Origin of the sequence: Streptomyces sp. cg36, from assembly GCF_041080675.1 — a bacterium.
Taxonomy (GTDB): Bacteria; Actinomycetota; Actinomycetes; order Streptomycetales; family Streptomycetaceae; genus Streptomyces.
In genome coordinates this window covers 7,132,642-7,145,097 of sequence record NZ_CP163520.1, presented here as the reverse complement: position 1 = coordinate 7,145,097, position 12,456 = coordinate 7,132,642, and the positions used below count along the sequence as shown (strand labels likewise).

The 12,456-nt window shown below is 73.6% G+C and carries 10 protein-coding genes; 6 read left to right on the top strand and 4 right to left on the bottom strand.

All coding sequences use genetic code 11. From position 1 onward, the window contains the following. Positions 1-52 precede the first annotated feature (52 nt). From AB5J87_RS31835 to AB5J87_RS31825, 3 genes are all read left to right on the top strand, one after another. The gene (locus AB5J87_RS31835) at positions 53-715 is read left to right on the top strand and encodes a transcriptional regulator (RefSeq protein WP_369381734.1); all 663 of its coding nucleotides are present in this window, start codon (positions 53-55) and stop codon (positions 713-715) included. A 124-nt stretch (positions 716-839) separates the two neighbouring features. Continuing rightward, positions 840-2,387, top strand: a complete 1,548-nt coding sequence (locus AB5J87_RS31830; RefSeq protein WP_369381732.1) for an alpha/beta hydrolase — start codon at positions 840-842, stop codon at positions 2,385-2,387. Positions 2,388-2,496: 109 nt separating this feature from the next. Then, the gene (locus AB5J87_RS31825; protein ID WP_369381730.1) at positions 2,497-3,186 is read left to right on the top strand and encodes an esterase/lipase family protein; all 690 of its coding nucleotides are present in this window, start codon (positions 2,497-2,499) and stop codon (positions 3,184-3,186) included. Here the strand turns inward: AB5J87_RS31825 and AB5J87_RS31820 are convergent. Beyond that, complete coding sequence (locus AB5J87_RS31820) at positions 3,154-3,987, bottom strand: RimK family alpha-L-glutamate ligase (RefSeq protein WP_369381727.1); 834 nt, start codon at positions 3,985-3,987, stop codon at positions 3,154-3,156. The genes AB5J87_RS31825 and AB5J87_RS31820 overlap by 33 nt on opposite strands. Then, entirely contained in the window at positions 3,984-4,856 is an 873-nt protein-coding gene (locus AB5J87_RS31815; protein ID WP_369381725.1) for a RimK family alpha-L-glutamate ligase, read from the bottom strand. Before AB5J87_RS31815 ends, AB5J87_RS31820 begins: the two co-directional genes overlap by 4 nt. A 184-nt stretch (positions 4,857-5,040) precedes the next feature. On the opposite strand from AB5J87_RS31815, the gene AB5J87_RS31810 reads away from it, so the two are divergent. Both AB5J87_RS31810 and AB5J87_RS31805 read left to right on the top strand, forming a co-directional pair. Then, positions 5,041-6,255, top strand: a complete 1,215-nt coding sequence (locus AB5J87_RS31810; protein ID WP_369381724.1) for an MFS transporter — start codon at positions 5,041-5,043, stop codon at positions 6,253-6,255. A gap of 146 nt (positions 6,256-6,401) precedes the next feature. After that, a complete protein-coding gene (locus AB5J87_RS31805) occupies positions 6,402-7,835 on the top strand; it encodes a PP2C family protein-serine/threonine phosphatase (RefSeq protein WP_369381722.1) in 1,434 nt (477 codons plus the stop codon). Between the two features lie 174 nt (positions 7,836-8,009). Here AB5J87_RS31805 and AB5J87_RS31800 read toward each other — a convergent pair whose 3' ends face one another. Then, on the bottom strand, positions 8,010-9,503 hold the full coding sequence (locus AB5J87_RS31800; protein WP_369381721.1) for a hypothetical protein: 1,494 nt from the start codon (positions 9,501-9,503) through the stop codon (positions 8,010-8,012). A gap of 233 nt (positions 9,504-9,736) precedes the next feature. Between AB5J87_RS31800 and AB5J87_RS31795 the strand changes: the two genes are divergently transcribed. After that, positions 9,737-10,876 carry an aminoglycoside phosphotransferase family protein gene (locus AB5J87_RS31795; RefSeq protein WP_369381718.1) on the top strand — a complete coding sequence of 380 codons (1,140 nt, stop codon included), beginning with the start codon at positions 9,737-9,739 and terminating at the stop codon, positions 10,874-10,876. Between the two features lie 123 nt (positions 10,877-10,999). On the opposite strand, the gene AB5J87_RS31790 is transcribed toward AB5J87_RS31795, so the two are convergent. Next, a complete protein-coding gene (locus AB5J87_RS31790; protein WP_369381716.1) occupies positions 11,000-12,331 on the bottom strand; it encodes an N-acetylmuramoyl-L-alanine amidase in 1,332 nt (443 codons plus the stop codon). Positions 12,332-12,456: the final 125 nt, after the last annotated feature.

The following is a 12,456-nucleotide window of genomic DNA, read 5'->3' as shown; positions in this document are numbered from 1 at the left end:
CGTGAGACGCTGGGCCACGACCGCCGTCCAAAGCACGGAAGTGGGGTCCCGTATGACAGGCAAGGCCCGGGAACTGGTCGAGGGCATCACGGCGGAACTGGCGCCCGCCGAGGACGCCAACCGGCTGCTCCCCCGCATCACGGCCGGCACCGCCCCGCTGACCACGCTCGCCGCACTGGGCCTCGAAGAGCACCACACCATCGGCTCCGACCTGCGCGCCTTCTCCCTCCTCGCCGACCGCGCGGCGGGCGCGGCCAACTCGGCGTGCGAGGAGTTCTTCGGCGCGCTCGCGGACGGCGAACGGCTCGCCCAGGAACGGCTCGGCGCCTACCTCGACGCCTGCGGGGTGGGCGCCGACGACATCGGGCGGTACGAGCCGCTGCCCGGCTGCCAGACCTATCCGGCCGGTGTGGCATGGCTGGCTCTGAACGGCGAGCCGCCCCTGGTGGCGCTCGCGCTCACCGCCAACTTCGCGGCGTGGGGCGGCTATTGCGCCACCCTGGCCGAGGCGCTGCGCGCCAAGTACGGGTTCTCCGACGAGGCGTGCGGCTTCTTCGACCTCTTCGCGGGCCCCGCCCCGGACCTGGAGCGCCAGGCGCTCGCGGCCGTCGCCTCCGGCGTGCGCACCCCCGCCGACGCCGCCCTGGCGGGCCGCTACGGCCGACTGCTCCAGACGTACGAGTCGTCGTTCTGGAACACGCTCGCCGAGCTCTGAGGGCGGCCCCGCACCGGCGGTGGTGGTACTGGCACCACCTCGGTCCGGGATACCAGCGGGATCGATCCGCGCCCCGCGCCACCGGAGGATCGAGACGACCGATCCACCCCGACGGGGAGCACACATGCGCACGTTCAGGAACTCGACCCGCTGGTCCGTGGCCGCCGCCGCGGGCCTCCTCGCGGTCTCCGCCCTGCCCGCGACCGCCGCCCCGGCCCCCGGCGCCGCGACCGCGCCGGTCCCCGGCCGGTATCTGCACCAGAAGCTCGACTGGCGGCCCTGCGACGGCGGGGCGCTGGAGTGCGCGCCCATGGCCGTCCCGCGCGACTGGCGCCACCCGGACGCGGGCCCGGACCTCACCGTGGAGGTCTCCCGCCACCGCGCGACCGGCCCCGGGCCGCGCCGGGGCGTCCTGATGATGGCGGCGGGCGGCCCCGGCGCCTCCGGCCTCGACCGGCCCGCCGGCTTCGCCGCGCACTCGCCCGATCTGGCCGCCGCGTACGACGTCGTGGGCTTCGACCAGCGCGGGGTGGGCGCCAGCACCCGCGTGGTCTGCTCCGACCAGCCCACCGTCGACGCCTTCTTCGCCACCGATCTGCGCGACCGCTCGGCCCCGGCGGTCCGCGCCACCTTCGAGCGGGCGCGCTCCTTCGTACGGGACTGCCGGCGCGCCTCGGGCGACCTGCTGCCGTACCTCACCACCGACCAGGCCGTGCACGACATGGACCTGTTCCGCGCGCTGCTCGGCGCGGCGCGGATCTCCTACTACGGGCCGTCCTACGCCACCTTCCTGGGCGCCTACTACGCCACCGAGTTCCCCGGCCGCGTCCAGCGGATGGTGCTGGACAGCAACGTCGACTTCAGCGGGAGCTGGGAGGCGTTCATGACGGGGCAGCCGCTCAGCTTCCAGCGCCGCTACACCGAGGACTTCCTGCCGTGGCTGGCCGCCCGCGACGCCGTCTACCACCAGGGCCGCACCCCGGCCGAGGCCGCGGCGGGCTACGAGCGGCTGCGCCGGTCCCTGCGCGACCACCCGCTGGACCTCGACGGCACCCGGGTCGGCCCCGACAACCTCGACGTGTTCGCCACCGACTCCCTCTACAACACCGCGGGGTTCGCGCCCTTGGCCACCGCGCTCGGCGTGCTCGCCCGCCCGGAGGGGGCCGACCCCGCCGTCCGCGCGGCCCTGGCGCGGCGGCTCCAGCACCCCATGGACGCGCGGTTCTTCGCCGACTTCTTCACCGTGACCTGCGGCGACACCCCCTGGAACCGCAGCCCCGACCACTGGGTGCGCCAGAGCGCGCGGGAGACCCGGGAGCACCCGCTCGCGGGCGCCCGCGAGCTGACGTTCGCGGCGATCTGCGCCTCCTGGCCGCGCGCCGGCGCCGTCCCGCACATCGAGGTCACCGGCCGGGGCCTGCCGCCGGTGCTGATGCTCAACTCCGAGCACGACCCCGCCACCTACTACGAGGGCGCGCTGCGCGCCCACCGCGCGCTGCCCACCTCGCGCCTGGTGACGGTCACCGGCGGCGGCGACCACGGCCAGTTCCAGAACGGCAACGCCTGTGTGGACGCCCTGGTGACGGGCTATCTCCTCGACGACCGCGTCCCGGCGGGCGACACCGCCTGCGCGGCGAACCCGCTCCCCGCCGCCGCGGCTGCCCGCCGGTAGTCCCCGGACCGGCGCCGCACGCATCTGTTCATCACCGGCCCCAGGGCCCACCATGCTCCCACCCGCCGTCCGTGGCCCGCCCGGGCCGTCAGGGAGTGAGGAGGACGCCGTGCCGTCCGTCCGCCGTACGGTCCTGCCGTTGCTGACCCTGCTGGCCGCTGCCGCCGGACCCGGGCTCGTCCCCGGTCCGGCCGCGGCGGCCACCGCCCGCACCCCGGTCGTCTTCGTGCACGGCTACAACGCCGACCCCGGGGTGTGGGGCGCGCTCCGCGACGACTTCAAGGCGTCCGGGTACACCGACGCCGACCTGTTCTCCTGGGGCTACGACACCAGCCAGTCGGTCAACGAGGTGCTGTCCGGCCGGTTCGCCGCGTACGTGGACGAGGTCCGCGCGCGTACCGGCGCCGCGAAGGTGGACGTCGTCGCGCACTCCTTCGGCAGCCTGGTGACCCGCTGGTACGTGAAGTTCGGCGGCGGCACCGCCACCGTCGACCACTGGGTCTCGCTCGCGGGCCCCAACCACGGCACCTCCACCGCCTGGGCCTGCGCGCTCTGGTCCCAGGCGTGCCGCGACATGACGCCCGGCTCGTACGTCCAGAAGCACCTGGCCGAGGGCGACGAGACGCCCGGCGCCGTGCGGTACGCGACCTGGTGGTCCGACTGCGACGAGGTCGTCAACCCGGACAGCAGCGTGCCGCTGTCCGGTGCGGACAACCATCCGGCGGGCTGTCTGAAACACAACGACCTGCTCGGCGACGACGGCGTCTCACAGGGCGTGCGCGCGTTCCTGACCGACTGAGACCGCGCGGGCGCCGCCGCCCACCAGCAGGGCGAGCTCCGCCAGCGCCTCGGGGGCGCCCGCCTGGTCCCGCACCCCCGGGAAGGCGTTGACGTCCACGATCAGCGGGCGCGCACCGCCCGCGTCGATGAGGTCCACCCCGTACACGTCGAGCGCGAAGACCTCGCCGACGCGCAGCGCCGACGCGGCCCAGCCGGGCGGCAGCTCGGCCGGGTCGAGCGAGCGGGTCGGGCCACGGCCGCCGGGAGCGAGCTCGGAGCGGCGCAGGGCGGCGAAGACCCGGCCGCCGATCACCCACAGCTTGTGGTCCCAGCCGCTGTTCGCGGTGAAGTCCTGCACCACCACCGGCTCGTCCGCCCACTCCCGCGCCAGCTCGCGCAGCCGGTCGGCGCCGTCGACGCGGGCCACCAGGTCGTGGCGGCGGCTGCGGCGGCTCTTCACCACCAGGGGGAAGGACAGGCCCGGGTCGGCCAGGAGCTGGGAGAGCGCGGTGTACGTGCGGGTCCGCGCGAACGGCAGCCCGGCGCCGTCGGCCAGCTCGGCCATCGCGGTGCGGTCCTGGCACAGGGCGGTCGCGGACGCGGAGTTCAGCACGGCGGCCCCGCGCCGCTCCAGGTCCCGGGCGAGCGCCAGGGCCTCCGGCGTCCGCGCCTTGAGGAGGTACACGTCGGCCAAAGGGTCCGCCACGACGGTGTCCACCGCCGGGTCCACCGTCTCCACCCGGTACTCACGGGCGAGCAGCGCGGTGGCCGCCGCCAGCAGCGGATGGCCCGGCTCGGGGGTGATCAGGGCGATCCTCATACGGCCGCCCCCGGCTGCTCCGGGATGCGGGCCTCGGGGAAGGCGGGGGCGCCCGCCCGGCCGGTCCGGGCCAGTTCCAGCACCGCGCGGGCGACCCGGGCCGTGGCGTCCGGGACCTGACGGAAGCTCGGGAAGTCGTTCACGTCGACCACCACCGGCCCGTCGGGGCCGAGCAGCACGTCCACTCCGTACAGATCGAGGCCGTAGACCGCGCCGACCCGGGCGACCAGCGCCGCCACCTCGCGCGGCAGCACGACCTGGCGCTCGCGCACCGCGTGGTCCGGGTGGAGCGGGGAGCAGCGCTCGGTGGCGAAGAGCTCGCCGCCGACGCAGTACACCTTGAGGTCGACGCCCGAATTGGGCACATAGGGCTGGGCCACCAGCATGCCCTGGTCCGCCAGTTGCGGCAGCATCGCGGCCAGCCGGTCGGGCGAGGGCACCAGGCACACCCCGCGTCCGGCGCTGCCGTCGGCGGGCTTCACCACCAGCGGGAACTCGGCCGCGGGTATCTCCGCCAGGAGCTCCGGCACGGCCGCCGCGTACGTCATCGGCATCGCCAGGCCGCGGCTGCGGCCGATCGCCGCCGCCAGCGCCTTGTCCCGTACCCCGCGTATGGAGCGGGCGTCGTTGACCGTGGTGAGGCCGACCGCGGCGGCGGCCTCCAGGAGCGTCAGGCCCGGGCCGCCGGACACCGTCTTGAGCACCCAGGCGTCATGGCTGCCCGCCGTCACCGCCTCGGACATGCGCAGCAGGGAGCCGCCGGGGCGCAGTACGTCCACCCGATGACCCCAGGCGACGAGTTGGCGGATCACCTCCACCGGCATGCCGTCGTGGCGGTAGTGCTCCTCCACCAGAAAGCAGAGCCTCATCGACCTTCCCCTGTAGCCCCCCGGACGTCCGCCGAACTGTCCCGGCGAGCTGTGACAGCACAGGATGCCATGAACGGCCCGGAACCTCGCCAAAGGCCCCGGACGGCTCCCGTCCCAGGTCAGCTCGGAGAGCCCGGTGAACGCGCTTGCCCTCACACTGGTGTGAACGTTCCACGATGGCCGCATGTCCACCGCACCAGCGGCGCGCGCCACCCGCGCGCCGACGACTCCCCCGCCCCTCGCGCCACCGCTCCCCGGCCTGCTGACGCTCTCCGCCACGGCGTTCACCGCCGTCCTGACCGAACTGCTGCCCGCCGGACTGCTGCCGCGCATGGGCACGGGACTCGGCGTCTCCGAGGGCCGGATCGGCTTCCTGGTCACCCTGTACGCCGGTGCCTCCTTCCTGTCGGCGATACCGCTCACCGCCCTGCTGCGCGGACTGCCCCGGCGCGGGGTCCTGGTCGGCGCGCTCACCGGCCTGGCGCTCGCCGACGCGGTCACCGCCCTCTCGTCCTCGTACGTCCTGACCTGCGCGGCCCGGCTGCTGGCCGGGGCGATGGGCGGCACGCTGTGGGCGATGCTCGCCGGGTACGGGGCCCGGCTGGTCCCGCCGGAGCGCCGGGGACGGGCCATCGCGACCGTCCTCGCGGGCATCACGGCCGCGCTCTCGCTCGGGGTGCCGCTGGGCACGGCGCTGGCGGACGCGGTGGGCTGGCGCCCGGCGTTCGCCGCGCTCGCCGTCCTCGCCCTGCTGCTGACGGGATGCGCGCTGCGGTACGTGCCCGACTTCCCCGGGGAGCCCGGGAGCGGCCGTCTCCCGCTGCGGCGCATCGCCGTGCTGCCGGGCCTGCGCCCGGTCCTGTCCGTCACCCTGCTGCTGCTCCTCGGGCACCAGGCGATGTACACCTTCCTGGTGCCGTTCGCCGCACACCGCGGATTCGGGCGGGCGGGCGCGGCGCTGTTCGTCTTCGGGGCCTCGACGGTCGCCGGTATCTGGCTGGCCGGACTGCTCGCCGACCGACACCCGCGCGCGGCCCTGCTGACCGCGCTGGCGCTGATCGCGGTGGTGCTCGCGGCACTCGGAGCGGCGGGCCGGGCGCCGGTCGTCCTGCTGGCGGCGGTCGCGCTGTGGGGAGTGGCGTTCGGCGGGGCGCCGACGCTGATCCAGACGGCCCTGGTGGACGTCTCGGGTCCGGAGCACGCCGATGTGGCGACCGCGCTCCAGGCGACCGTGTACAACGTGGGCATCTCGGCGGGATCGCTGGTCGGGGGCGTGGTCCTGGAGGGTGCGGGGGCCGGGGCGCTGCCGTGGACGTCGCTGCCGCTCGTGATCGGTGCCGCAGCGGTGGTTTGGACCGGTCGCAAGCGTGCTTTCCCTGTTCGGCGGGGCATGCGCTGATCGCCCAAGGTCGGCCGCAGGCATATGCCACAAGCACCACCGTATCGAGTGTTGCCAAATCCCTTACGGGGCATCGCTCCCTGTGCAACAGTCGTTACCGGTCCATCCTTCCGACTCGCAGTGCCGCGCCTGTATCGGAGTACGTCATGCCGTCCCATCTGTTCGCGGACCGTCCCAGCCCGCAACCGCCGGAGCGGGAAACGGTCGACGCGCTCATCACACAGACCCGACGGCTGCGCGGCGGCCTCGACGCCGTACGGCGGGACGCGCTCGCGGAGGACGACGCACAGGGCCGCTGGCAGCGGGCGCTCTGCGATCTGGCGGTCCATCATCTCGACGACCTCGGCACGCACTTGGACCAGCTCAAGGAGGGACTTCCCGAGCCCGGCCCCCAGGAACCGCAGGAGGAGGAGAGCCTCCCGGTCCATGAGCCCGACCCGCTGCCCGGGTCCCTGCTCAGCCGGGTCGGCAGCGCGGAGTGGAACCTGCTGACGGATGTGGTGGACTGGTCCGACGAGCTCTTCCAGATCTTCGGACGCGCGCCCGAGAGCAGGGCCATGTCACTGGACGAACTGCCCTCCGTGGTCTTCGCCGACGACCAGGCCCTCCTGACCGCCATGGTGACGGACTGCCTGGTCGACGGGAAGCCCATCGACGGCGAGTTCCGCATCGTGCGGACCGACGGCCGGGTGCGCACCCTGCACATGATGGGTGAGCCCGTGCTCGACGCCGACGGCTGCACCGCCTCCATGTGGGCGGTGCTGCGCGACGTCAGCGAACTGCGCCGCAGCCAGCGCGCGGTACGGGAGTCGCGCGACTCGCTCCAGCGCGAGCGCCACATCGCCCAGACCGAGCACCGGCTGGCCGTCGAGCTCCAGGAGGCCGTGCTGCCGCCCTGGCGCGGCTCCCTGCGCATGCCGCAGGGCGACCCGGCGGCGCTCGACGTGGCCGCGCACTATCTGCCGTCGGCCACCAGCGCGCTCATCGGCGGCGACTGGTACGACGCACTGGAGCTGCCCGACGGCCGGTCCTTACTGACGGTCGGCGATCTGACGGGGCACGGGGTCACCGCCACCGGCGCCATGGCGATGCTGCTCGGCGCACTGCGCGGCATGGCGGTCGCCGGGGTGCGGCCGGGCGATCTGATGGGCCACCTCAACGAGCTGCTCGACCACTCGGTGCAGCCGGCGCTCGGCAGCGCGGTCTGCTGCCAGTACGACCCGGCCACCCGCGTCCTGTCCTGGGCCCAAGCGGGACACCCCGCCCCGCTGCTGTTCCGCGGCGGAGCGGGGTGCGCCCTGACGCCGCCGGACGGGGTGCTGCTCGGAGCGACGTCAGGAGCCGGGTACGGCCAGGCGGAGGTACAACTGAACCCCGGCGATCTGCTGGTCCTGCACACCGACGGGCTGACCCGCCGGGGCGCCTCGGACGAACCGGGGTGCCGCAGGCTGCTGGAGCTCGCCGCGCGCCTGGACTCCGTCCACACGGCCCAGGACGGCCTGCGGACGGTGGTCGAGGAGTTCGGCGAGACGGACCGCGAGGACGACGCCTGCGTGCTGGTGGCACGGATCGGGTCGTGAACTCCCCGGCGGAATGGACGGGTTGACGGCGGTACGGCGGATCGTCGGTGATACGGGTCGAATGGGACGGTCTGCTCGAACGGGCTGGGCTGACGGTGCTGCCTGCTGAAGTGGGGACAGTCCGATGAGGTGGGGCAGTGGTGGTGAGGCGGGTCCGGTGGTTCCGGCCCGCCTCTAGAGGTCCATGCTCCGGCCCCGGCGCGTCGGCGCCTTCGGCAGCGCCAACTGGATCTCCTCGCGCAGGTCCTGGATCTTCTGGTAGCCCGCGTACTGCCCGGTCAGCCGGTACATCTCGCGCAGCCGGTCCCAGGTGCGGTGGGAGGAGGTCTCCCCCATCGACACCAGGGCCAACCTGGCGTAGCGGTCCGCCTGTTCGGGGTCGTCGGCGATGAAGCAGGCCGAGGCGAGCGAGATGTAGTCGAAGATCTTGGAGCGCTGGCGTCCGTTGACCCGTAGTTCGAGCGCGGTCTTGGCATGGCCGGCCGCGATGCCGGCCGCGCTCGGGTCGTGCTCGGCGAGGGTGCGGAACGCCAGGGCCTGCATCCCGTGCAGGTCCGCCTCGTCGAACATCTGCATCCAGCTGGGCGGGGGGACGTCGCCCCGGTCCGAGACGAAGAGCTCCTCCGCCTCGCCCAGGGTGCGCCGCATGGCCTGGCCCTGGCCCATCGACGCCTGGGCCCATGCCTCGATGGTGTGCAGCATCGCCCGGGTGCGCGGCAGGGTCTCCTCGCCGGATCCCGACTTGGCGAGCTTCATGAGGTCCAACGCGTCGTCGGGACGGCCCAGATGGACCATCTGCCGGGCGGCTCGGGAGAGCGCTTCGCCCGCGCGCGGGCGGTCGCCGCCCTCGCGGGCCGCGTGCGCGGCGATGACGAAGTACTTCTGGGCGGTCGGTTCGAGGCCGATGTCGTGGGACATCCAGCCGGCCAGGACGGCCAGGTTGGCCGCGACGCCCCACAGGCGCCGCTGGAGATGGTCGGGGTGACGGTAGGCGAGCATGCCGCCCACCTCGTTGAGCTGGCCCACCACCGCCTTGCGCTGGAGGCCGCCGCCCCGGGACGCGTCCCAGGCGCGGAAGACCTCGACCGAGCGCTCCAGCGCGGCGATCTCCTGCGATCCGATGGGTGCGGCCTCATAGCGGTCGTACCCGGCGGGGTCGGCGTGGAGGGGATCGTCGATACGGGGCGCGTCGGCCGCGAGTACGGGGTCGGTGTGCAGCCAGTCGTGCATGGCGCTGCTGAGTGCTGAGCCTGCGGCGAGCGCGGCGCCCGCGCCCACCAGACCGCGTCGGTTGAGCATGAGGTCCATTCCCGTGAATTCGGTGAGGACCGCCGCCGTCCGTTCGGGCGCCCACGGCAGGCCGTCGGGGTTCTGCTTGGGTCCGACGTCCCGCCGCTTTCCGGTGCGCCCTTGCCGGTCGAAACCGAGGTCCTCGATGGTCACGACACGGCCGAGCCGCTCGGTGAACAGCGCCGCCAGCACCCTCGGCACCGGATCGCGCGGGGACTCCCCCATGTCGATCCAACGCCGCACCCGCGAGGTGTCCGTCGCCAACTGGGGGTGGCCCATCGCCGCCGCCTGCCGGTTCACCAGCCTCGCGAGTTCGCCCTTGGACCAGCCGGCGAGGCCGAAGAGGTCGTTCAGGCGGGTGTTGGGTTGTCCGTTCACTTCAAGCCCCCAGGTTCTCGGCTGAGTTGACAGTAACCCCCTGTCAGACGTGGTGGGACTATTCGCCATGGTTCGCCAGGGTGCGCCAGATGGTGTGCCACCCACGCCCGGGTGTCAGGTAAGAAGGCGCCACCCCGCCCCGGCAGGCGGACCCCATTCCCCAGGGTGGAGTCACGGCCACCGGGCCGGGCTGGCACGCGAATCGTCGGCGCACGAAGGGATCTGTTTCGCCCATGTACACAGCATCGTCCTCCGTGTCAGCCCCGCCCCGACCGCACCGGCACCTGGTGGCGGGCGGCGGACCGTACCTCGACCCCTCCCACGCCGGCCCGGCCGCGCTGGGCACCGGACGGGGTGCCCGCCGGCCCGGGACGGGCGGCCAGCCGCTCAGTGGGAGGATCGACCTGTCCGGCCCCCAGGGTGCGCAGCTGCGGATGGCGATCGCCTCGGTGCACCGCATCTGTCCGGAGTTCAACCCCGTGCAGGTGCTCCGGCGCAGCAGCCGGTCCGTCCTCCTCGTCGGATCCACCGGGCGCGCCACGGCGGTGGCCAAGTGCCTCCTGGACCACTCACCCGCCTGGGCCGAACGGTTCAGGCACGAAATAGCGGCATACCGGGCGTTCGTCCGGCACCGCCCACCGGTGCGGGTGCCGCGGCTGATCGCCGCGGACCCCGACAACTGCACCCTGGTGATCGAGCGGATGCCGGGCCGTGCGGCGGCCCTGGCCCGGCACCCGGTCGAGGCTCCGCCCCGTGCCGACGTCCGGGCCGCCCTCGGGGCCGTCGCCCGGGTGAACGCCTGGCGTCCGCCCGCCGAGATGTTCACCCGGCCGCTGGAGTACGCCCAGCGCATCGCCCGCTACCACGAGCTCGGCCTCTTCACCGACCGGGATCTGAGCGACCTCCAGAAGCTGCTGCACGGCCTGGCCCACGCGGGCCGCCCGGTCCAGTGGCAGTTCTCGCACGGCGAGGCCCTGCTCACCAACATCCTGCTGTCGCCCGCGGGTCCGGTGCTCGTCGACTGGGAGCACGCCGGCTGGTACCTGCCGGGGTACGACCTGGCGACGCTGTGGGCGGTGCTCGGGGACGCGCCGGTGGCCCGGCGGCAGATCAGCCAGGCCGCGCAGGCGAGCGGCCCGGCCGCCCGGGACGCCTTCCTGGTGAACCTGATGCTCGTACTGACGCGGGAGATCCGGACGTACGAGACCGCCGTGCAGCGCACCATGCGCGAGTCGGGGCCCTCGGGCGCCGGACACGTGCAGCAGCCGGGTGTGCCGTCGGCCGGAGAGCAGCAGCGGCTGCTGCTGCGCAGGCTGCACGACGACTGCGCCCTGGCGCGTCGGGCCGTGCGTGCGGCGGTCGGGACCCGGTGACCGCCGTGTGAGGGGTCCGTCCGGCCACCTGCTCTGCCGGACGGGCCCCGAAGGAAAGGAGCGCGCTGCGCATCCGGTGCCGACACACCGGACGCGCAGCGCGCTGCCGTGTGCGCGCCGCGCTCAGCGCACCCGTACGACGTCCACGTCGGCGGCCCGCACCACGCCGATCCGATGCCCGATCTGCACCGTCACGTATGCGGCCGAGCCGGCGAAGTAGGTGTGGTCGTACGGGAGGGACGAGTCGATCGTCGGCGCGTAGTAGTACCCGGTGGGCGCCGCACCGCCGCCGGGGTAGGACTGGCCCGCCTTGATGGTGTACGGCAGCGGGGCGCCGATGCGCCCTCCGGTGAAGTCCGCCGGGTAGTCGGCCTTGTCGGGGTAGGCGACGCCGTAGACCGGCACCTCGCTCAGGCCCGCCCGGGGGCGTACGACCGTGCCCGCGGTGGGGGTGGTGGTGCGGGTGTGGGCCGGGGTCTGGAACCACGCCTTCTGCCCGTACCACCAGATCGCCGTCCAGCCGGGCACGCGCTCGGCCACCACGGCCTGCTGGGTGGCGCTGATCTTGCTGCCCCAGTCGGCCGCGCAGTTGGTGCCGGGCTCGCCGGGGGCGTGCAGCCCGGGGTCGGAGAACAGCGGGGCGGTGGTGGCGGGCGCGGTGTACAGGGGGACGGCGCTGCTGCCCTGGCGGGGCAGATCGGTGTTCTTCTCGCAGTCCCGGAACACCTGCTGGTTCTCGGCGAACACCGGGCTGAGGGTGACCAGTTGACTGCCGGGGCGGGCGGTGGGGCGGGTGGGGGCGCCGAGCACGGCCATGAAGCGGTTCCAGTCCCAGTACGGGCCCGGGTCCCAGTGCATGTTCTTGGTTCCGGCGGCCGTGGTGGGCGGCACGTTCTCGTGGCCGATGATGTGCTGGCGGTCCAGCGGGATGTCGTACTTGGCGGCGAGGTAGCGCACCAGGGCGGCCGTGGAGCGGTACATCTGCGGGGTGTACCACTTGGCGCCCTCGACGGCGACGCCCTCCTGTTCGATGCCGATGGACTGGGTGTTGACGTACCAGTTCCCGGCCTGCCAGGCGATGTCCTTGGTCTTCACCATCTGCGCCACATGGCCGTCCGAGGAGCGCACGACGTAGTGGGCGGAGACGGCTCTCTTGGGGTCCTGGAAGATGCGGATGGTGCCGTCGTAGTCCTCTTCGGTGTCGTGCAGGACGATGTACTTGATCTTGGTGGTGGACGGCCGGTCGGCGATGTCGTAGTTCCCGTACGCCTGTTTGTTGGCCGGATCGCCGTTCTGCTGGTACGCGGCGGGGATCCAGTCGCACTTCAGTACGCGCGGGCACTCGGTGGCGCGCTCCTGGGCGCCGGCCGGTGCCGCCGGGGCGAGCAGGGCGAGGCCGCAGGCCCCGGTGGCGGTCAGCGCGAGTGCGAGCCTGGACCTGTGATGGGGTGTCATGACAGCCCTTCCTGCCGGGAGTTCACTCGGTGCGATGCGCGCACACTGTGTGACCCCGGGTGAGGGCGCGTCAAGAGCGCCGCGGGAAGGGCGGGTTGTGTCAGTGGCTCAGACCTGTGGCGGAC

What these genes read in the sequence shown, in the direction of transcription:
- AB5J87_RS31835 (WP_369381734.1), top strand. Translation starts at nt 53, where the DNA reads ATGACAGGCAAGGCCCGGGAACTGGTCGAGGGCATCACGGCGGAACTG.
- AB5J87_RS31830 (WP_369381732.1), top strand. Translation starts at nt 840, where the DNA reads ATGCGCACGTTCAGGAACTCGACCCGCTGGTCCGTGGCCGCCGCCGCG.
- AB5J87_RS31820 (WP_369381727.1), bottom strand. Translation starts at nt 3,987, where the DNA reads ATGAGGATCGCCCTGATCACCCCCGAGCCGGGCCATCCGCTGCTGGCG.
- AB5J87_RS31815 (WP_369381725.1), bottom strand. Translation starts at nt 4,856, where the DNA reads ATGAGGCTCTGCTTTCTGGTGGAGGAGCACTACCGCCACGACGGCATG.
- AB5J87_RS31810 (WP_369381724.1), top strand. Translation starts at nt 5,041, where the DNA reads ATGTCCACCGCACCAGCGGCGCGCGCCACCCGCGCGCCGACGACTCCC.
- AB5J87_RS31805 (WP_369381722.1), top strand. Translation starts at nt 6,402, where the DNA reads ATGCCGTCCCATCTGTTCGCGGACCGTCCCAGCCCGCAACCGCCGGAG.
- AB5J87_RS31795 (WP_369381718.1), top strand. Translation starts at nt 9,737, where the DNA reads ATGTACACAGCATCGTCCTCCGTGTCAGCCCCGCCCCGACCGCACCGG.
- AB5J87_RS31790 (WP_369381716.1), bottom strand. Translation starts at nt 12,331, where the DNA reads ATGACACCCCATCACAGGTCCAGGCTCGCACTCGCGCTGACCGCCACC.